17 protein-coding genes are annotated in these 20,483 nt (G+C 41.2%); 10 read left to right on the top strand and 7 right to left on the bottom strand.

Annotation, left to right across the window (positions count from 1 at the left end):
* Positions 1-173: 173 nt before the first annotated feature.
* The gene (gene cspD, locus P20311_RS04350; protein WP_008110104.1) at positions 174-392 is read right to left on the bottom strand and encodes a cold shock domain-containing protein CspD; all 219 of its coding nucleotides are present in this window, start codon (positions 390-392) and stop codon (positions 174-176) included.
* A 209-nt stretch (positions 393-601) separates the two neighbouring features.
* On the opposite strand from cspD, the gene clpS reads away from it, so the two are divergent.
* Positions 602-910, top strand: a complete 309-nt coding sequence (clpS, locus tag P20311_RS04345; RefSeq protein ID WP_008110102.1) for an ATP-dependent Clp protease adapter ClpS — start codon at positions 602-604, stop codon at positions 908-910.
* Between the two features lie 68 nt (positions 911-978).
* Positions 979-3,240, top strand: coding sequence for an ATP-dependent Clp protease ATP-binding subunit ClpA (clpA, locus tag P20311_RS04340; RefSeq protein ID WP_008110100.1), 2,262 nt, complete (start codon positions 979-981; stop codon positions 3,238-3,240).
* Positions 3,241-3,440: 200 nt separating this feature from the next.
* Here the strand turns inward: clpA and infA are convergent, their stop codons facing one another.
* The 5 genes from infA to trxB form a co-directional block, all read right to left on the bottom strand.
* Positions 3,441-3,659 carry a translation initiation factor IF-1 gene (infA, locus tag P20311_RS04335; RefSeq protein WP_002962494.1) on the bottom strand — a complete coding sequence of 73 codons (219 nt, stop codon included), beginning with the start codon at positions 3,657-3,659 and terminating at the stop codon, positions 3,441-3,443.
* Positions 3,660-3,749: 90 nt separating this feature from the next.
* Complete coding sequence (locus P20311_RS04330; RefSeq protein ID WP_008110084.1) at positions 3,750-4,454, bottom strand: arginyltransferase; 705 nt, start codon at positions 4,452-4,454, stop codon at positions 3,750-3,752.
* The gene (aat, locus tag P20311_RS04325) at positions 4,447-5,163 is read right to left on the bottom strand and encodes a leucyl/phenylalanyl-tRNA--protein transferase (protein ID WP_008110082.1); all 717 of its coding nucleotides are present in this window, start codon (positions 5,161-5,163) and stop codon (positions 4,447-4,449) included. Before aat ends, P20311_RS04330 begins: the two co-directional genes overlap by 8 nt.
* Positions 5,164-5,342: 179 nt before the next feature.
* A complete protein-coding gene (locus P20311_RS04320) occupies positions 5,343-8,156 on the bottom strand; it encodes a bifunctional aconitate hydratase 2/2-methylisocitrate dehydratase (RefSeq protein WP_083830212.1) in 2,814 nt (937 codons plus the stop codon).
* A gap of 295 nt (positions 8,157-8,451) precedes the next feature.
* Positions 8,452-9,402 carry a thioredoxin-disulfide reductase gene (trxB, locus tag P20311_RS04315; RefSeq protein WP_008110078.1) on the bottom strand — a complete coding sequence of 317 codons (951 nt, stop codon included), beginning with the start codon at positions 9,400-9,402 and terminating at the stop codon, positions 8,452-8,454.
* Between the two features lie 276 nt (positions 9,403-9,678).
* Here trxB and pssA point away from each other — a divergent pair, with 276 nt between their 5' ends.
* On the top strand, positions 9,679-11,004 hold the full coding sequence (pssA, locus tag P20311_RS04310; RefSeq protein ID WP_008110076.1) for a CDP-diacylglycerol--serine O-phosphatidyltransferase: 1,326 nt from the start codon (positions 9,679-9,681) through the stop codon (positions 11,002-11,004).
* Between the two features lie 117 nt (positions 11,005-11,121).
* Here the strand turns inward: pssA and ald are convergent, their stop codons facing one another.
* Positions 11,122-12,243 carry an alanine dehydrogenase gene (ald, locus tag P20311_RS04305; protein WP_008110075.1) on the bottom strand — a complete coding sequence of 374 codons (1,122 nt, stop codon included), beginning with the start codon at positions 12,241-12,243 and terminating at the stop codon, positions 11,122-11,124.
* 139 nt (positions 12,244-12,382) lie between these two features.
* Between ald and lrp the strand changes: the two genes are divergently transcribed.
* The 7 genes from lrp (at position 12,383) to P20311_RS04270 (ending at position 20,474) form a co-directional block, all read left to right on the top strand.
* Complete coding sequence (gene lrp / locus P20311_RS04300) at positions 12,383-12,862, top strand: leucine-responsive transcriptional regulator Lrp (RefSeq protein WP_008110073.1); 480 nt, start codon at positions 12,383-12,385, stop codon at positions 12,860-12,862.
* 197 nt (positions 12,863-13,059) lie between these two features.
* On the top strand, positions 13,060-15,549 hold the full coding sequence (locus P20311_RS04295) for a DNA translocase FtsK (RefSeq protein ID WP_008110071.1): 2,490 nt from the start codon (positions 13,060-13,062) through the stop codon (positions 15,547-15,549).
* On the top strand, positions 15,549-16,175 hold the full coding sequence (lolA, locus tag P20311_RS04290) for an outer membrane lipoprotein chaperone LolA (RefSeq protein ID WP_008110070.1): 627 nt from the start codon (positions 15,549-15,551) through the stop codon (positions 16,173-16,175). The genes P20311_RS04295 and lolA overlap by 1 nt, the downstream gene beginning before the upstream one ends.
* Positions 16,168-17,511, top strand: coding sequence for a replication-associated recombination protein A (locus P20311_RS04285; protein ID WP_008110068.1), 1,344 nt, complete (start codon positions 16,168-16,170; stop codon positions 17,509-17,511). Before lolA ends, P20311_RS04285 begins: the two co-directional genes overlap by 8 nt.
* Positions 17,504-17,884 (top strand): fluoride efflux transporter CrcB, encoded by a 381-nt coding sequence (gene crcB, locus P20311_RS04280; RefSeq protein WP_010389726.1) that lies wholly within the window; start codon positions 17,504-17,506, stop codon positions 17,882-17,884. Before P20311_RS04285 ends, crcB begins: the two co-directional genes overlap by 8 nt.
* A 9-nt stretch (positions 17,885-17,893) precedes the next feature.
* Positions 17,894-19,198, top strand: a complete 1,305-nt coding sequence (gene serS / locus P20311_RS04275; protein WP_008110064.1) for a serine--tRNA ligase — start codon at positions 17,894-17,896, stop codon at positions 19,196-19,198.
* Positions 19,199-19,619: 421 nt separating this feature from the next.
* Positions 19,620-20,474 (top strand): DUF6236 family protein, encoded by an 855-nt coding sequence (locus P20311_RS04270; RefSeq protein ID WP_008110062.1) that lies wholly within the window; start codon positions 19,620-19,622, stop codon positions 20,472-20,474.
* The last annotated feature ends 9 nt before the right edge of the window (positions 20,475-20,483 follow it).

Genomic DNA, 20,483 nt, shown 5'->3' with positions numbered 1-20,483 from the left:
AAACGCCAGCAGTTAAACATCTAATACTGAAATTATTGGGGTAGATAAAATAAAATCAAGGAGCGGGGTTGAATTAACAAACAATGAAGCAATTTATATATAAGTGGTTAGGGATATTTAGGGAATTAAGCGAGGATCTAAACAGGTCACTCGCTTTAGTCTCATATTTACAATCACTCTATAATATCGCCGTTAGGGGCTATATTAGTAGCGTGTAGACCTTTAGGGCCCTGTTGTAATTCGAAGGTAACATCTTGACCAGCTTTAAGCGTCTTGTATCCGTCCATTACAATAGTGGAGTAATGAGCAAAAATGTCGTTCTCGCAACCGTCTTCTACGATGAAACCAAAACCTTTGGCGTTGTTGAACCATTTGACTTTACCACAAGCCATACTTCTACATCCTTCTATAAGTTGACTAATTTAGTTATCCTAAACTGTATTGTTTGCTAGACTGACTAAGGTTTAATCAATCACCATTTGACTGTAGTTTATTTAAGCAACCAGTCAAGTGTTTTAGGTTATTTTTTAACATTTTATTTATTTTTTTATTCAAGTTTGCTTGAGTTACAAAGACAAGACTATATTTAATTATGAGTGGTATGAAAGATTCTGGTGTTATCGACACCGTTCGCGATAGTGAAAAGCAAAAGTTGCAGCCACCGCGAAAATATAAAGTTGTGTTAAACAACGATGATTACACGCCGATGGATTTTGTAATAGAGATCTTAATGACGTTTTTTAATATGGATAGCGATAGAGCAACTGATGTGATGCTGCAAATACATCAGCAAGGTAAGGGCATATGTGGTGTTTATAGCGCCGATGTAGCACATACCAAGGCTGAGCAAGTTAACCGCTACTCAAGGGATAACGAGCATCCACTGCTATGTAGTTGTGAGCAGGAATAAATACCACAAAGGTGAACTTTCATCTTTGAAGTGCGGTATAAAATTATTATCTCTGTAAGGGGTTGCCAATGCTAAATAAAGACTTAGAACTAACTTTGAACACTGCGTTTCGTGAAGCGCGTACACGTCGTCATGAGTTTATGACCGTAGAGCACCTTTTATTAGCTCTACTCGACAACCCATCAGCTGGAGAAGCGCTTAATGCGTGTGGTGTTGACGTTTCTGGATTAAAAACAGAGTTACTTGAATTTATTGATGAAACCACACCGGTTATTCCTGATTTAGAAGAAGAGCGCGAAACTCAACCAACACTTGGTTTTCAGCGGGTATTACAGCGCGCGGTATTTCATGTGCAATCTTCTGGCAAAAATGAAGTCACAGGCGTTAATGTGCTGGTCGCTATTTTTTCTGAGCAAGAAAGCCAAGCCGTGTACTTACTTAAAAAGAATGATATTTCTCGACTTGATATTGTTAACTTTATTTCTCATGGTATCGCCAAAGGTGACGACGAATTAGGCGATGATACCGACGATATTCATGAAGAGGTGCAAGAAGTAGCAAGCGAAGAAGCGAGTAAGCTCGACAGCTTTACAACTAACCTTAATATACACGCTAAAGAGGGTAATATTGACCCGCTTGTTGGCCGTGATAGTGAAGTAGAGCGCACAGTGCAAGTGCTGTGTCGTCGTAAAAAGAATAACCCATTACTGGTTGGTGAAGCCGGCGTAGGTAAAACTGCTATTGCCGAGGGCTTAGCCTATCGTATTGTTAACGAACAAGTGCCTGAAGTCATTGCTGATGCGGTTGTGTACTCCTTAGATATGGGCGCGTTACTTGCCGGTACCAAATACCGAGGCGATTTTGAAAAACGCTTTAAAAGTTTATTAAAAGAGTTACAAGCAAAACCAGGTTCAATTTTATTTATTGATGAAATTCACACCATTATTGGTGCAGGTGCTGCCTCAGGTGGGGTAATGGATGCCTCAAACTTAATTAAGCCGTTACTCTCAAGTGGGCAATTACGTTGTATGGGTTCTACTACTTACGGTGAGTACAAGAATATTTTTGAAAAAGATCGCGCCCTAGTTCGTCGCTTTCAAAAAATTGATGTGCTTGAACCTAGCGTTGAAGACACCACTAAAATTCTTAACGGCTTAAAAGATCGTTACGAAGCACACCACGGTATTCGTTATACGCAAAAAGCGTTAAAAGCAGCCGCCGAGCTAAGTGCCAAGTACATTAATGAGCGTCACTTACCTGATAAAGCGATTGACGTTATTGATGAAGCAGGCGCAAGCCAACGGCTACTGCCTACGTCTAAGCGTAAAAAAACCATTGGTGTATCTGATATTGAGATGATTGTGTCTAAAATGGCGCGTATTCCGCCTCAAAATGTGTCGTCGTCTGATAAAGAAACGCTGAAAAACTTAGACCGTAATTTAAAAATGTTGGTGTTTGGACAAGATCAATCCATTGATGCATTAACTTCTGCTATTCGCTTATCGCGCTCAGGTTTAGCAAACGAGAACAAACCGGTTGGTTCGTTCTTATTTGCAGGCCCAACAGGGGTAGGTAAAACAGAGGTTACCAAGCAATTAGCTAAATGCATGGGTGTTGAGTTTATTCGTTTTGATATGTCTGAATACGTTGAGCGCCACGCGGTGAGCCGTTTAATCGGTGCGCCTCCGGGTTATGTAGGTTTTGAACAAGGCGGCTTATTAACAGAAGCGGTGATCAAAAACCCACATGCAGTGGTATTGCTGGATGAAATTGAAAAAGCGCATCCTGATATCTACAACATTTTATTACAAGTTATGGATCACGGCACGCTAACAGATAATAACGGCCGAAAAGCTGACTTTAGAAACGTAGTAGTGGTGATGACCACCAATGCCGGCGTACAAGAAACCACGCGTAAGTCGATTGGTTTTAGTGAGCAAGACCATACACATGATGCGATGGGTGAAATTAACAAAGTATTTTCACCTGAATTTAGAAACCGCTTAGATAACATTATTTGGTTTAATCACCTCGAGAAAGAGGTTATTTTGCAAGTGGTTGATAAATTTGTTGTTGAGTTACAAGCGCAACTGGATAAGAAGTCAGTTAACCTTGAGCTTACCTCTAAAGCACGTGAGTGGTTGGCTGATAAAGGCTATGACAAAGCAATGGGCGCGCGCCCTATGGCGCGTGTTATCCAAGAAGATCTTAAAAAGCAATTGGCTAACGAAATACTGTTTGGTGAGCTAATTTCTGGCGGTACGGTAAAAGTATCGGTTAAAGATAAAAAACTGCGTTTTGATTACGAGAGTGACTTAACGCCAGCCTAACCTAAAAAAGTTAGCAATTTAAAAAGCCTGCTTTATGCAGGCTTTTTTATTTGCCAAAGGAATAGGCAACAAAAAACCCAGCAAAGGCTGGGTTTTTTGTTTATTAAATGTAATTACTGGCTACTACCATTAATTACATTTAATAAACGCTTAAAGCTAGTTTTCACTAGCCAAAAACTAAATCTCGTTTACGCACTTACTTAGCGAGCACGGAATACGATACGACCTTTCGATAAATCGTAAGGAGTCATTTCTACCGTTACTTTATCGCCGGTTAAAATACGGATATAGTTTTTGCGCATTTTACCTGAAATATGAGCCACAACTACGTGACCATTTTCTAGCTCAACTCGGAACATTGTATTTGGTAAAGTATCAAGGACTGTCCCTTGCATTTCGATTACGTCTTCTTTCGCCATGTTTAGCGTAACACCTCTTTAATAGTTAAACGCTGCAGATTTTGCCCAAAATACGCCAATAAGTAAAGGCGCAGGGGCTATTTTTGTAAATTAAATAGCCACCCACTGGTCATTGAGCTGTTTTTGGGCAGGTAAAAACTGGGTTTTATACTTCATTTTGTCACATTCATCTATTTGATAGCCTAAATAAACAAACTGTTTGTGTTGCTGTTTAGCAAATTTAAGCTGCTGTAATATCATTACAGTCCCTAAACTAAAGTGTTCGTAGTCAGGGTCAAAAAATGTATAAATAGCCGAAATAGCGTTGTCCATACAATCAGTTACAGCAACGGCCACTAAGTTATCTTGATCCCAAAGCTCTATAAAGGTGATGGTTAACCAGCTACAAAACAAAAAACTTTGAAATTGTGATTTATCAGGTGGATACATAGAACCGTCTTGATGACGTAAACTAATGTATTTACTGTAAAGTGGGTAGTATTGTTCGCGTTCAACCTGTGAATATTTTACCTCAAAGCGGTTTTTTGCTTTGTTAAGTTTACGTTTTTGCGATTTTGTCGGCATAAACTCATCAGCTAAAACGCGCACAGAACTACACGCGCTGCAAATAGGGCAGTGCGGGCGATAAATTTGGTTACCGCTGCGACGAAAGCCTAATCCTAATAATGATTCAAACTTGTTGCTGCTGTAACAACTTGGGTCGAGTATCACCAGCAGTTGTTCTTGGCGATCAGGTAAATAACTGCATTCAAACGGTTGGCTTAGGCCTATACGAGCCGGAAGTTGTTCATTCATATATCGCGATTAGCTCCTGTGGCTGCCACATACTGGCAGCTGGGGTGTAACACTGTGCTTTATTAAGTTTAGTTAAAAATTCTTCACGTGGAATCACGCTGGCACCTAACGACATTAAATAAGGATTTTCTAATTGGCAATCAATAAAATGCGCATCATGGCGCTTAAGCCAATTAACCAGCGCCCACATCGCCAGTTTGGAGCAATTTGTTTGATGATGAAACATTGATTCACCACAAAAAACACCTGTTTGCATAATCCCATATAAGCCGCCTGCAAGCTCTCCCTCGCGCCATACCTCTAAACTATGGGCCAAGCCATTGTGATGGGCATTAATGTACGCCTGTTGCATTTGCGGGGTGATCCAAGTGCCATCAGTATCAATGCGTTGATCGCGGCACGCTTCTATTACTTCTTCAAAGGCATGGTTAACAGTTACGGTGACCGGGTGCTTTTTTAAATGTTTTCGTAAGCTTTTACTAACATGAAAGTCATCAAGCTCAACAATACCGCGTTCACTAGGTGACCACCACATAATTGGCTCGTGCTCACTAAACCACGGAAAAATACCAGATAAATAAGCATTTTTTAATCGTGTTACCGATAAGCATCCACCAATGGCAAGTAAACCATCTGGATCATCTAATGCATGGCTGGGATCAGGAAAAGCAAAATGGCTCGTAGCGAGTTGATAGAGTTGTTTAGTCATAACACCGATTGAATAACTGCATGGTCAAGATAAAGTGTAACCTGTTGCTTTAAAATCACAAACCACAAATTATTGTGTTCTCTATAGGGTTGAGCAGGACTTACATTGCTGTTAGGTAAATTTTAGCCAAAAAAAAGCGCGTTAAAAAACGCGCTTAATTAAATGGTAAACTAATCGAATTAGCTAACCACTTTTACTGGTACAGCTTGTCCAGCGTTGAACTTAGTTGTCATTGCTTCTTCAACAGGTGTAAACGATGTAAGGTCAATGCCTTCAACCGCAGACTTATACTCTTCGATAGTCGGGAAACGACCAAGAACAGAAGAAAGTACTACAACCGGCGTAGAACCTAGTAGTGACTCACCTTTTTTCTCAGATGTATCGGCTACTACACGGCCTTGGAATAAACGTGTTGACGTTGCGATAACAGTATCACCAGGTTCTGCTTTTTCTTGGTTACCCATACATAAGTTACAACCAGGACGTTCTAGGTATAAGATATTTTCATACTTAGTACGTGCAGCCGTTTTTGGTTTTTCATCGTCAAATTCAAAACCTGCGTATTTAGCAAGAATATCCCAATCGCCTTCAGCTTTAAGCTCATCAACAATGTTGTATGTTGGTGGCGCAACAACTAATGGCGCTTTGAATGAGATAGAACCGTTTTTCTTCTCAAGGTTACGTAGCATGTGAGCAATAATTTTCATATCGCCTTTGTGAACCATACACGAACCAACAAAACCTAAATCAACAGGCTTGTCGTTGTAAAAAGAAACAGGGCGGATCACATCGTGAGTATAACGCTTAGAAACATCATCGTTATTTACGTCTGGATCGGCAATCATTGGCTCAACGATTTGGTCCAAATCAACCACAACTTCTGCGTGGTATTTAGCATTGTCGTCTGGAGAAAGTGCTGGCTCTTCACCAGATTGAATACCTGCAATACGCTTGTCGGCTAAGTCGATTAGACCTTGTAGCGTTTGTGCTTCGTTTTCCATACCTTTGTTGATCATGATTTGGATACGTGACTTAGCAAGTTCAATTGACTTAATTAACGTTTCATCATTTGAAATACAGATTGACGCTTTCGCTTTCATTTCTGCAGTCCAGTCAGTGAAGGTAAACGCTTGGTCAGCCATTAGGGTACCAATGTGAACTTCAATGATACGACCTTGGAACACGTTTTCGCCGCCAAATTGCTTAAGCATTTGCGCTTGCGTTGCATGTACAACGTCGCGGAAATCCATGTGCTTAGCCATTTTGCCTTTAAACGTCACTTTAACTGAATCAGGAATTGGCATCGCTGATTCACCCGTTGCAAGTGCAACAGCAACAGTACCTGAGTCGGCACCAAAGGCAACGCCTTTAGACATACGTGTATGCGAGTCACCACCAATGATGATAGCGCGATCATCAATTGTAATGTCGTTCAATACTTTGTGAATAACGTCAGTCATTGCATGGTAAACGCCTTTCGGGTCACGTGCAGTGATCAAACCAAACTTATTCATAAACGCCATTAGTTTAGGAATGTTTGCTTGTGCTTTGCTATCCCATACTGATGCTGTATGACAACCAGACTGGTAGGCACCATCAACAAGAGGTGAAATCGTTGAAGCAGCCATTGCTTCTAATTCTTGTGCAGTCATTGGACCGGTTGTATCTTGCGAACCAACAATGTTCACTTTAACGCGAACATTTGAGCCTGCGTGAAGTGGCGTATCTGATAGAACACCTACCGCATTACGGTTAAAGATTTTTTCAACCGCTGTTAAGCCTTGGCCTTCGTGTGAAATTTCTTTTGAAGGTGCGTAAACAAGCGGAGTTTCAATGCCAAGAGTTTCAGCAGCAAACGTTTGTAGTTTTTTACCGAACACAACTGCGTAAGAACCGCCAGCTCTCATAAATTCAACTTTTTGCGGTGTGAATGCTGATGAAATATCAACAAGTTCTTTATCACCGTTATAAAGCTTCTTCTCTTTAGTATTAATTGTTAACACAGTACCAGTAGCAACAGAGTAGGCTTCTTCAAGCACTGCGTCACCATTTGCATCAGTTACTGTATTGCCGTCTGCATCTACTTTCTTAACCCAGTTTTTAAGGTCAAGACCAATACCGCCAGTTACATCAACCGTTGTTAAGAAGATTGGCGCAATACCATTTGTACCTGCAACAACAGGTGCAATGTTGATGAAAGGAACGTATGGGCTTGCTTGTTTACCAGCCCAAAGTGCTACGTTATTCACACCAGACATACGAGATGAACCAACGCCCATGGTGCCTTTTTCAGCAATAAGCATTACTTTAGCGTTAGGGTGTTTCTTTTGAAGGGCAACAATTTCTTGTTGTGCTTCTTCAGTGATCATGCACTTACCGTGTAATTCACGGTCAGCACGTGAGTGTGCTTGGTTACCTGGAGACAGTAAATCAGTTGAGATGTCGCCTTCACCAGCAATGTAAGTTACTACTTCGATTTTTTCTTCGATGTCAGGTAGTTTTGTGAAGAATTCAGCTTTTGAGAAGCTCTCTAGTAATTCTTTAGCAATTGGGTTACCTGCTTCGTAGGCCGCTTTTATGCGCTCCATATCTGCATCGTATAAGAATACCTGAGTTTTCAGTACTTCTGCAGCTTGTGCTGCGATTTTTGCGTCATCAGCAAAGGCTAAATCAATTAGCATTTCAATCGATGGGCCGCCTTTCATGTGTGAAAGTAGTTCGAATGCAAATTCTGGAGTGATCTCTGCAACGTGCTCTTCACCTAAAATGATTTCTTTTAGAAACTGTGCTTTAACGCCCGCAGCACTGGTTGTTCCAGGTAAAGTATTAAAAATAAAGAAATGCAGTGAATCTTTACGGTGCTCGTTATTAGTATCTTTAATTTGATTAATTATTTCTGATACTAGTTCAGCGCTATCGATTGGTTGTGGGCTTAATCCAAGCTCCGTTTTACGGGTTTGGATTTCTTCCATATATTTTGTATACAAACTCATAGAAAACTCTCGGTAATTTACTTGATATGAAGTTAAGCATTTTAACTGATTTTACAGTTTCTAGTAATGCCTAAATGAATAAAGCTTTTATTCCTGACGATAATTATAGCTAGTTTTACTTATATAATTTGACGGTATTTGTTGCTCACCCTTAGATCCTATCGCACCTAAGCCATTAATTGTATAAATAAAACTAATTTCAATTATAAGTACAATGAATTTTGGTGTGAGTACAGTTATGTTTGGGCACAAAAAAGGGCTGAAAATTCAGCCCTTTTTTAATTTAGATTCTAAATTACAGATTATCTAAAAAGCGTTCTGCATCAAGTGCAGCCATACAGCCAGTACCGGCAGAGGTAATCGCTTGACGGTAAATATGGTCAGATACATCACCAGCAGCAAATACACCTGGCACACTGGTTTGGGTTGCATTACCGTTAAGACCAGATTCAACCACTAGGTAGCCGTCTTTCATTTCTAGCTGACCTTCAAACATATCGGTGTTTGGCTTATGGCCAATGGCAATAAACACACCCGCTAAATCAAGTTCTTCAGTAGCATCTGACGCCACATCTTTAATGCGAACGCCGGTCACGCCCATTTGGTCACCAAGTACTTCATCAAGTGTACGGTTGTAGTGCATTACAACATTACCGTTCGCAGCTTTTTCAGCAAGGCGGTCAGCAAGAATCTTTTCACTACGGAAACTGTCACGACGGTGAATAACATGAACTTCATCAGCAATGTTAGATAGGTATAACGCTTCTTCAACCGCTGTGTTACCACCACCAACAACCGCTACTTTTTGACCTTTATAGAAAAAGCCGTCACAGGTTGCACAAGCAGAAACACCACGGCCTTGGAAATTAGTCTCAGACTCTAAGCCTAAATATTTCGCAGAGGCACCGGTTGCAATAATTAAAGCATCACATGTGTAAGTACCTTGGTCACCGGTTAGTGTGAAAGGGCGCTTAGATACGTCAACTTTGTTGATGTGGTCGAATACAATTTCAGTTTCAAAGCGTTCTGCATGCTCTTTCATACGATCCATTAATGCAGGGCCGGTTAAACCGTGTGCATCGCCAGGCCAGTTTTCAACTTCAGTGGTGGTTGTTAGCTGGCCACCTTGTTGAATACCTGTAATTAAAACAGGGTTTAAATTAGCACGTGCAGCGTAAACTGCGGCTGTGTAGCCTGCAGGGCCCGAACCTAAAATAAGTAACTTACAATGTTTTGCTTCAGTCATGATCTTTTCCTAAACGTTTAATACGGTTTTAATGCGCCCGATTCTAAGAAAAACAAGCAGGAAGTAAATAAAAGATGAGATTATTTTTTTTCGCAAATTACAAAGCTGTTCATTAATGTGTACTAGTAAATGCATTAAAGGGAGCGCCCGCCTAATAAATAGACTGTTAGCTAATAAAACGACGTTAATTCATGACCAGCCTGATTTTTTTTGTTATCTTTTAACTAATTTTGATTTGTCACTGCTTAATTATGTGACCTAAGTGAATAGGCAACTATGTTATTTTGGCAAGAGAAACCCGCATTTGGGTTGACTTCAAAAGACGTTAACGTCTTAACCAATGCGCAAGAATACCGTACGCAATTGTTAGATTTAATTGCCAACGCAAAAAAACGAATTTATATCACCACACTTTACTTACAAGATGATGAAGCGGGTCGTGAAATATTAGCCGCACTACACAGTGCATCGTTAGCTAACCCTTCGCTTGAAATTAAAGTACTGGTTGATTTTCATCGCGCCCAACGCGGTTTAATTGGTGCAGAAAAGTCAGAGGGCAATGCAAGCTTATATTGCGACAGCTTAGAGAAGTTTAATTCAAACGTTCAAGTGTATGGTGTTCCCGTAAAAGCCAAAGAACTGTTTGGGGTATTGCATTTAAAAGGCTTTGTTATAGACGACACATTGCTCTACAGCGGTGCCAGTTTAAATAATGTGTATTTGCAATATAGCGACCGATACCGACTTGATCGCTACTTTTTAGTCTCGCAAAGCGAATTATGTGACTCAGTGGTCGATTTTATCGAATCAACTTTATTGAGCTCTGAAGCGGTACCAAGAATTGATCAACGACCGCTTAAACGCATGGCTGACTTTAAGCTTGAACAAAAGCAACTTATGCGTGAGCTTAAATCGGCAAGCTATAAAAGTGCGCAGAACTTGAATACTCATGCAATGGGCATTCGTTTATTTTTAGGTTTAGGCCGTCGTAATAATGAGCTTAATCGCTTAATTAAAGCGTTATTTGATACCACCGAGCAAGAGTTGGTGTTATACACGCCGTATTTTAATTTTCCAGCGCCTTTAATGCGCTCTTTACGTCGCTTATTAAAGCAAGGTAAACAAGTCACTATTGTGGTGGGCGATAAAACCGCAAACGATTTTTATCTGCCACCTAGCGAGCCATTTAGTAAAATTGGTGCACTGCCGTATTTATACGAAACTATTTTGCACAAGTTTGTAAAATCGCAAAAACGCCACATAGATAATGGCAACTTAAACGTTTACCTGTGGAAACACGAGAGTAACTCGTTTCATTTAAAAGGGATTTGTTGTGACCGTAAAGTGCATTTACTTAGCGGGCATAATTTAAATCCGCGTGCATGGGGGCTAGATATCGAAAATGGTATTCTGATAGAAGACCCTGAGCAAACGATAATGCGCGACATTGATAATGAACGCCAAGAAATTTTAAAGCATTGTCGTCGTTTAACCGGTCCAGATGATTTAGAAACCATGAGCGATTACCCGCAGCCGGTGAAAAAACTGCTTGGTCAAGCTAAGCGCGTAAAAGTCGACTTTATTATTAAACGATTTATATAACATTAGGGTCTGTTGACCACAGACCCTAAAATTTAGATACAAAAAAGCAGCTAATTAGCTGCTTTTTTAATGCTTATACCTAAATTATGGCTTAGGTATAAGCGGTAACAATAATAGTTACGCGTTTTCTACTGCAGTGCGTGGGTCAACATATTCCATGTTGAACGCTTCAGCTACTTCTTTGTATGTTACTTGGCCTTTAATTACGTTTAAGCCTTTTAAGAAGTGAGCGTCATCTAGTAGTGCTTTTTTGTAACCTTTGTTTGCAAGGTTAATGATGAACGGTAATGTTGCATTATTAAGTGCAAACGTCGATGTACGTGGAACAGCACCAGGCATGTTAGCAACACAGTAGTGAACAACTTCATCAACGATGAAAGTAGGATCAGCGTGCGTAGTTGCTTTAGACGTTGCAATACAACCACCTTGGTCAATCGCAACATCAACAATAGCAGCACCTGGCTTCATTGCTTTAATGTGTTCAGCAGTCACTAGTTTAGGTGCAGCAGCACCTGGGATAAGCACGCCACCAATTACTAGGTCAGCTTCTAATACGTGCTTTTCAAGCGCATCAGCTGTTGAGTAAATAGCTTTAACTTTGTTACCAAACTGTGCGTCTAGTGCACGTAGTACGTCGATGTTACGGTCAAGTACAACAACCTCAGCACCTAAGCCAACCGCCATTTGTGCAGCGCTACGACCAACCATGCCGCCACCAATAACAACAACTTTAGCTGGCTCAACACCAGGTACACCACCTAGTAACATACCACGACCGTGGTTAGCTTTTTCTAGCGCTTGTGCACCTGCTTGAATAGACATACGGCCAGCAACTTCACTCATTGGCGCTAAAAGTGGTAAACCACCGCGTGAATCAGTTACTGTTTCATAAGCAATACAGATTGCTTTACTTTTAACAAGGTCTTCAGTTTGAGGAAGATCCGGTGCAAGGTGAAGGTAAGTGAAAAGAATTTGGTCTTCACGTAACATTGCACGTTCAACAGCTTGTGGCTCTTTTACCTTGATGATCATTTCTGCTTTTGCAAAAACATCAGCAGCTGTTTCTAAAATTTCAGCGCCTGCTTGAACATAATCATCATTTGTAAAACCAATGCCCATACCAGCATTCGTTTCAACAATCACTTGGTGGCCGTGATTTACAAGTTCGCGAACACTCGCAGGAACCATACCTACACGGTACTCATGGTTTTTAATTTCTTTAGGTACACCAATAATCATAATTTTGCCTTGTTAGAACGGGATAAAAATTTTTCACTATTATATTCATGCTAGGGTAGTGTGTCCCACCTTTTTTTAAGCCCTTTGCAGTGTTAGTATCTGTAAAATTAATTTTATTAGAATAAAAAACTAAAAAGCTATGCATAACTTATTAGACCGTATTGATCGCAAAATTTTAGTCGAATTACAACTTGATGGCCGCCTGTCAAATGTTGAACTGGCCCGACGAGTTGGCCTAAGCGCCACGCCCTGTCTAGAGCGAGTGAAAAAGCTTGAACGAGAAGGGTATATTTTAGGCTACAAAGCGGTGGTTGATCCCGCCAAGCTTGGTCAAGGGCTTTCTGTGTATGTAGAAGTAACCATTACCAAAACATCGCCCGACGTATTTGAAGAGTTTAGTGCTGCTGTTAGAAAGCACGAAGAAATTATAGAATGTCATTTGGTATCGGGTAATTTCGACTTTTTATTAAAAACCCGGGTTAACGATATGTCAGAATATCGAGGCGTGCTTGGTGATATATTATTAAAGCTGCCCAATGTTAGTGAAAGCCGCACCTATGTAGTCATGGAAGAAGTAAAGGGTGAAGAGGGCGTTGTTATTCGTCCTTTTGTTGCTTAATGATAGAGTAACAGCCTTTAAAATACTTTTATTGTCGCAGTCAATTTTGCTTGGCTTAAGAAAAAGCCGATTAAATAATAAAAACTTGTTCATAATCAGGCCATCATGGTTAAGATAAAGTGCATCAAAATACATTTCCTGCTAAGGTATTCTATTGCCAAGTGAGTGTAAAAAATAATAATGAGGGATAGGTAATTATGCGCCTAAACGGTGTACAAAGACTATTAGAAACGGGGCTCATCGTCAGCACCTTTGCAGCGGTATTTATTTTATGTGCTTTAATTAGTTTTCATCCTGCCGATCCTGCTTGGTCGCAAACCGGTGAATTTACCAATGTACAAAATATAACGGGTACAGCGGGCGCGTGGGTGGCCGACATACTATTGCTCACTTTTGGTTGGCTTGCCTATTTTGTACCAGCGGCTATTCAGCTGCTAGGTTACCTGGTATTTAAGCAGCCGCACCGTATTTTACAACTCGATTACACCACACTTGGATTACGCATTATTGGCTTTGCGCTGTTTATTACCTCAGCAACTGCTATCAGCAGTATTAATTTTGACGATATTTATAATTTTTCATCCGGTGGGGTAGTGGGCGATGTAATTGCATCGGCGATGATGCCTGCGTTTAATTTTACCGGTACCTCTATTTTACTGCTGTGCTTCTTTTTTGCAGGATTAACCCTATTAACGGGTGTGTCGTGGGTACAATTTGTTGATTACTTGGGTGATTTAATTGTTAGGTTATACCGCTTTTTGGTGACCTATGCCCGAGGTTGGATGCAGCGTGAACGCATTGCAGGTAAAGTTCAAGACGAGCAACCCGATGCCTATTTTGAAGACGACACACGCCAACAAGAACCTGAGCTTGCTAATAAAACAGCAGACAAACCAAAAGCACTCGATAAACCAGCAACTAAGGTTAATGCCCCTCAAGACGACGAGTTTATGCCGTTTGACGAGCTTGACCAAATACTCGATCAAGAAATTAGCTTTAGCGCCATAGACGATGAACCGATGGACACCGAGGCAGCACTTAACGCGCTGGATCAAAGCCCAGTGGTTGAACCTGAAAAACCTGCCACAACCGTGGTTTCACCGGCAAGGCCAATTAACAAGCCTAAATCAGGGTTTCAACCGCCGCCAACTGCAAAAGAAAAGTTTGAACAATTATTAGAGCAAGAACCACCACCGGGGCCATTGCCATCACTTGATTTACTCGACAGACCCGACAAAGCTAAAAACCCAATTTCGCAAGAAGAGCTAGATAGCGTATCGCGCCTTGTAGAAACAAAACTACTCGATTTTAACGTACAAGCTACCGTGGTTGGGGTTTACCCAGGGCCTGTTGTGACTCGTTTTGAGCTTGATTTAGCACCGGGTATTAAGGTGTCTAAAATTACTGGACTGTCAAAAGATTTAGCGCGCTCACTTTCGGCAATTAGTGTGCGCGTGGTTGAAGTTATTCCAGGTAAAACCTATATCGGTATTGAGCTGCCTAATAAATACCGTGAAATTGTGCGTTTATCAGAAGTCATAAACGCGCCTAAGTTTGAGCAAAATCCATCGCCATTAACCATGGTGCTAGGTAAAGACATTGCAGGGCAACCTGTGTGTGCCGACTTAGGTAAAATGCCACATTTATTAGTTGCCGGTACAACGGGTTCAGGTAAGTCAGTGGGCGTTAATGTAATGATATTAAGCTTACTGTATAAATCGGGCCCAGAAGATGTTCGTATGATCATGATTGACCCGAAAATGCTTGAGCTTTCTGTTTACGAAGGTATTCCGCATTTATTATGTGAAGTTGTGACCGACATGAAAGAAGCCGCTAACGCGCTGCGTTGGTGTGTAGGTGAAATGGAACGCCGCTATAAGCTGATGTCGGCTTTAGGTGTACGTAACTTAAAAGGGTACAACCAAAAAGTAATGGAAGCCAAAGAAGCGGGCTACCCAATTATGGATCCATTATTTAAAGACACCGATGGCATGAAAGACGGCCCTGATGAGCTAGACAAATTACCTAGCATAGTGGTGGTTATTGACGAATTTGCCGACATGATGATGATTGTAGGTAAAAAAGTTGAAGAGTTAATTGCTCGTATTGCGCAAAAAGCGCGTGCTGCGGGTATTCATTTAATTTTAGCAACGCAGCGTCCGTCGGTTGATGTAATAACCGGTTTAATTAAAGCGAATATACCTACACGTATGGCGTTTCAAGTATCAAGTAAAATAGATTCGCGCACCATACTTGATCAACAAGGCGCTGAAAACTTATTAGGCATGGGTGACATGCTTTATTTACCGCCAGGCACCAGTGTACCAGAGCGTGTGCATGGCGCGTTTGTAGACGACCATGAAGTACATGCTGTAGTAAACGATTGGAAAGCTCGTGCTAAACCAAATTACATAGACGAAATTTTAAATGGCGATGCCACTGAAGATATTTTATTACCAGGGGAAGCCAGCGAGAATGGCGATGAAGAGTCAGATCCGTTATACGACGAAGCGGTCGCCTTTGTAATAGAAACCGGTAAAGTATCGGTATCATCAGTGCAACGTAAATTACGTGTAGGCTATAACCGTGCTGCACGTTTAGTAGAACAAATGGAAACATCAGGTATCGTGAGTGCACCAGGACACAACGGCGCGCGCGATGTATTAGTACCTAATGGAGCAAATTAATGAAAAAATTAAGTAGTTTATTATTGGTATTGAGCAGTTTAGTTGCTATGCCAAGTTTTGCTGACGACAGCCAAGCATTACAAGATAAGTTATCGACCTTAAAAAGCTTTAAAGCACAATTTAAACAAAACGTAACCGACGGTGAAGGCCAACTGGTAATGCAAGGCCAAGGCAATATTGCCTTGCAACAGCCTTTAATGATCCGCTGGCAGCAAACTAACCCAGACGACACCTTATTTGTGTCAAACGGCGATAAAACCTATTACTTTGATAGCTTTGCTGAGCAAGTAACCATTATGAAAACCAGCGGTTTAATTGACTCTACACCGTTTATATTGCTCACCTCTAAAGACCCTGCGCAATGGGAAAAATACAGCGTGCTCGCTACTAACTTAGGCTTTAGCATTACCCCAAATAAAGGCGTAGAAAGCCAAGTAGAGCAGCTTGATATTACTTTTGCTGATAACGAGCAGGGGCTTGCAAAACTGGTGGTTAAAGATAACTCAGGCCAGCTGTCTGCGTTTACATTTAGCAATGCACAGGTTAATACTGAGCTTGATAAAACAACTTTTGAATTTACCCCGCCAGCGGGTGTAGAAATAGACGATCAGAGTAACGGTGAGTAATTTAGGTTTTAACTTTGGGCCCGATGTACGCCCACTCGCTGCGCGTATGCGCCCTTTATCGCTTAACGATTACATAGGGCAGCAACATTTACTCAGCGCTGATAAACCTCTTCATCAAGCGATAGTAGCAGGGCGCTGCCATAGTTTAATTTTATGGGGGCCGCCGGGGGTAGGTAAAACTACGCTGGCGCAAATTATTGCCAACCATGCCGACGCTGAACTAATTCAAATGTCGGCAGTAACCGCTGGCGTAAAAGATATTCGCGATAGCGTAACCCAAGCTCGCGATAACTTACAAAGCCGTGGTCAGCGCACTTTAATGTTTGTTGACGAGGTACACCGCTTTAATAAATCTCAGCAAGACGCGTTTTTACCGCATATTGAAGATGGCACTTTTATATTTGTAGGCGCCACCACCGAAAACCCCTCGTTTGCGCTTAATAATGCGATTTTGTCTCGTGCAAGGGTATATGTTTTAAAATCCTTGCAGGAAAGCGATTTATACACAGTAATAGAGCGTGCACTTAAACAAGATGAGCAATTAAGCCAAAAACATATCGTGATTGCAGATAACGCCAAACAGGCGCTATGCCAAGCAAGTGGTGGCGATGCTCGTAAAGTACTTAATTTACTCGAGCAAGCAGTCGATTTAACCACTGAGCAAAACTGCCAATTTCATGTTGATGAACAGGTACTCAGCCAAGTACTCCCTACGCATTTAGCCAAATATGATAAAGGCGGCGATGAATTTTACGATTTAATTTCGGCGTTTCATAAATCGGTGCGAGGCAGTTCACCCGATGGTGCGCTTTATTGGTACTGCCGTATTTTAGCAGGTGGCGGCGACCCGCTGTATGTTGCAAGGCGCTTATTAGCAATTGCCACCGAAGACATTGGCAATGCCGATCCGCGGGCTATGGAAGTGGCTTTAAACGCATGGGATATTTTTCAACGAGTTGGCCCAAGCGAAGGTGAGCGCGCAATTGCACAAGCCACCTTATACTTAGCCAGCGCGCCTAAAAGCAATGCGGTTTATATGGCGTTTAACCAAGCCAAAGACGATGCTAAAAATCAACCAAGCTACCCGGTGCCAGAGCATTTACGCAATGCCCCCACCAATCTAATGAAAGACTTAGGGTATGGCGCAGAGTATCGTTATGCGCATAACGAAGAAGGCGCATTTGCTGCTGGCGAAAAATACCTACCGCCAGAAATGGATGGCAAACAATATTACCAGCCAAGTGATCGTGGACTTGAGCAAAAAATTAAACAAAAGCTCGATTATTTAAAAGAGCGCGACGCACAAAGCCCAGTAAAACGTTATGAGCATGATTAAACTTTACATGATGATCGCCCTTGGCGGAGCCTCAGGAGCCTGTTTACGATTTTTTATTAGCGAAACCATGCTAAAACTCCTTGGTAGGGGATTCCCTTTTGGTACGTTGACGGTTAATATTCTGGGTTCATTGTTGATGGGCATTTTGTACGGTTTAATAGATAAGCAGGTTATTGCCGTTAGTCCCGCTAAAACCCTCATCGGAATTGGCTTTTTAGGTGCGTTAACCACCTTTTCAACATTCTCAATGGATTCGTTGTTGTTATTACAACAAGGTCACTTTATTAAAATGGCCCTCAATATCATCTTAAACGTGATGGTGTGTATTTTTATGGCTTGGCTGGGCCTTCAGCTAGTAATGCAAAAAGGTTAAAAAACTAACATGTTAGATTCTAAATATTTACGTCAAGATGTCGAACAAACTGCAGCACGTTTAGCCGCACGTGGTTATGAACTAGATGTAGCGGTAGTGACTGAACTTGAAGAAAAACGCAAAACATTACAAGTAAAAACGCAAGAACTTCAAAGTCAACGTAATGCCAGTGCTAAAGCCATTGGTCAAGCAAAAGCAAAAGGCGAAGACGCACAGCCATTGCTAGACGCAGTGGCTAACTTAGGCAGCGAATTAGACGCAGCTAAAGCTGAGCAAGACGAAGTGTTAGAAGCAATTAAACAAATTGCCTTAGCAATTCCAAATTTACCGGACGAGTCGGTACCAGAAGGCGCTGACGAAGACGACAACGTAGAAATTTTAACGTGGGGCACCCCTAAAAAATACGATTTCGAAGTTAAAGACCACGTTGACGTAGGGCAAGACCTAAACGGCTTAGACTTTGAAATGGGCGTTAAAATTAGTGGCGCGCGTTTTACCGTAATGCGCGGCCAAGTAGCACGTATGCACCGTGCACTTACCCAATACATGCTAGACACCCATACAGACACAAACGGCTACACAGAAATGTATGTACCGTACTTAGTTAATAGCGCAAGTCTTTACGGTACTAGCCAATTACCTAAGTTTGCCGGCGATTTATTCCACACATTAGGCCTAGTGAACGATGATGGCGAGCAACAAGCTGGTTTTAGCTTAATTCCTACGGCAGAAGTACCGCTTACAAACAGCGCCCGTGATGAAATTTACGAAGAAAGCGATTTACCAATTCGCTTAACAGCGCATACCCCATGTTTTAGAAGTGAAGCAGGCAGCTACGGTCGCGATACACGCGGTTTAATCCGTCAGCATCAGTTTGATAAAGTTGAACTAGTACAACTTGTAAAACCAGAAGATTCAATGCAAGCACTCGAAGAGCTTACAGGCCATGCTGAGCAAATTTTACAAGCACTGGAATTACCATACCGTAAAGTTATTTTATGTATGGGCGATATGGGCTTTGGCGCTGCTAAAACATACGATTTAGAAGTATGGTTACCAGCGCAAGACACGTACCGCGAAATTTCATCTTGTTCAAACATGGTCGATTTCCAAGCACGTCGTATGCAAGCACGTTTTCGTCGTGAAGGCGCTAAAAAACCAGAGTTACTTCATACACTAAATGGTTCAGGTTTAGCGGTAGGGCGTACACTTGTAGCAATACTAGAAAACTACCAACAAGCTGACGGTTCTGTAGTAGTACCAGAAGTACTTCGCCCATACATGGGTGGACTTGAAGTGATTGGGAAAGCGTAAAATACTAGCTGTCAGCTGTCAGCTGTCAGCTGTCAGTTTTTAGCTATAAAGCTTTAATAGAAAAGCCGCTGTTTTAACGAACAGCGGCTTTTTTTGTTTTAGGGAGAAGGTGAAAGATAAAAGGTTCAAGGAGAAAGGCTCAAGGCGAAAGTAAAAGTCTAAGTTACGCTATTTGTCAGTAAAAATAATAAACCTGCCTCTATTGTTTATTTGCACAACACTTTTTGTCCAATATTACTGATCTCCACCATTTTGGTGTTTTTCTGCATCCAGTAAATTTAGATGAGAGCTAACTAATTGTTTACATGTGCTTATTCGCTGGTTACATTGGAGTAATTGTTTTATTTGAACATTTGTCGGTTTATAAAACGACAAATGTCGGATACAAAATTGTTATGAGCACAGGCAAGGAGTGTACAAAATGGATAGAGGTGTTATAGCTTCACCTGGGATCATACATAGATTACCCAAAGGGTTTCAAATGGAACGCAGTCTGTCGATTGATGAACTACGTTATTACATACTTTATTGGGATAAAGTTGTAATTCCCGGGAATAACCTTGTTTATATTGGCTTGCCTGAAGAGGAGAAGTTAATTGAGTCCGGTGCGCTTGAGCGCCCAAGAGTTGGGTTTAATGGACGATTTGAAGGTGATCAAGTTACAAATGCTATATTGTCTTGCCAAAGCTTGGTTGCAAAGGATTTAGTGAAAGATAAAACTACCGACTGGGTTGTTCATCAGCTAGGTGGTGAATGTCTATTTCCTAACGGTTTCAATCAACGAAGAAACATTATTCGCGTTGACCTTGCATCATCATTACCAGTTCCGACTGGCAATGTTGATATTTATGAATTATTAGAGTTCAAGGAAAAAAGAAAGGATGAGCTAAGCTCCCTCCATGCACATTTAGATGACTTATATGAACAAGTCCTAAGCTCTGTTGATCAAGATTTAGCATCTAAAAGAGCTATTTCAGATTTAGCTAAGTCTATAGGTGATTTAGATTCTGTAACTAAGGAGCGTTTTAACAAAACAGGTAAATTTGATTTATCAGCGGAACTTAATTTAAGTGGTAAAGATATATCCGTTGGTGCTGCATCAGGGGCAATTATTGACTTCTTTGCATCAGGAATGACATTGCCTATTGCTACCATTGCAGGTGCTTTAATTTCAACAATAAAAGTACAATCTAAAGCCACTAATACTTTTCAGCCAGCTAATAATAATTCAAAACTTGCTTTTCTATCAAACGCGAAAAGAGAGCAGTTGGTGTAAAGTGCTCAT

It is taken from the genome of Pseudoalteromonas sp. BSi20311 (assembly GCF_000239875.1).
GTDB lineage: Bacteria > Pseudomonadota > Gammaproteobacteria > Enterobacterales > Alteromonadaceae > Pseudoalteromonas.
This window is presented reverse-complemented; position numbering and strand designations above follow the sequence as displayed.

Bases quoted from the DNA above. Each gene is read 5' to 3' on its own strand.
- trxB (WP_008110078.1), bottom strand. From the start codon at position 9,402: ATGACTGAAGCAAAACATTGTAAGTTACTTATTTTAGGTTCGGGCCCT.
- P20311_RS04270 (WP_008110062.1), top strand. From the start codon at position 19,620: ATGGATAGAGGTGTTATAGCTTCACCTGGGATCATACATAGATTACCC.
- lrp (WP_008110073.1), top strand. From the start codon at position 12,383: ATGCATAACTTATTAGACCGTATTGATCGCAAAATTTTAGTCGAATTA.
- pssA (WP_008110076.1), top strand. From the start codon at position 9,679: ATGTTATTTTGGCAAGAGAAACCCGCATTTGGGTTGACTTCAAAAGAC.
- P20311_RS04295 (WP_008110071.1), top strand. From the start codon at position 13,060: ATGCGCCTAAACGGTGTACAAAGACTATTAGAAACGGGGCTCATCGTC.
- cspD (WP_008110104.1), bottom strand. From the start codon at position 392: ATGGCTTGTGGTAAAGTCAAATGGTTCAACAACGCCAAAGGTTTTGGT.
- P20311_RS04320 (WP_083830212.1), bottom strand. From the start codon at position 8,156: ATGAGTTTGTATACAAAATATATGGAAGAAATCCAAACCCGTAAAACG.
- P20311_RS04330 (WP_008110084.1), bottom strand. From the start codon at position 4,454: ATGAATGAACAACTTCCGGCTCGTATAGGCCTAAGCCAACCGTTTGAA.
- clpS (WP_008110102.1), top strand. From the start codon at position 602: ATGAAAGATTCTGGTGTTATCGACACCGTTCGCGATAGTGAAAAGCAA.
- ald (WP_008110075.1), bottom strand. From the start codon at position 12,243: ATGATTATTGGTGTACCTAAAGAAATTAAAAACCATGAGTACCGTGTA.
- infA (WP_002962494.1), bottom strand. From the start codon at position 3,659: ATGGCGAAAGAAGACGTAATCGAAATGCAAGGGACAGTCCTTGATACT.
- serS (WP_008110064.1), top strand. From the start codon at position 17,894: ATGTTAGATTCTAAATATTTACGTCAAGATGTCGAACAAACTGCAGCA.
- aat (WP_008110082.1), bottom strand. From the start codon at position 5,163: ATGACTAAACAACTCTATCAACTCGCTACGAGCCATTTTGCTTTTCCT.
- crcB (WP_010389726.1), top strand. From the start codon at position 17,504: ATGATTAAACTTTACATGATGATCGCCCTTGGCGGAGCCTCAGGAGCC.
- lolA (WP_008110070.1), top strand. From the start codon at position 15,549: ATGAAAAAATTAAGTAGTTTATTATTGGTATTGAGCAGTTTAGTTGCT.
- clpA (WP_008110100.1), top strand. From the start codon at position 979: ATGCTAAATAAAGACTTAGAACTAACTTTGAACACTGCGTTTCGTGAA.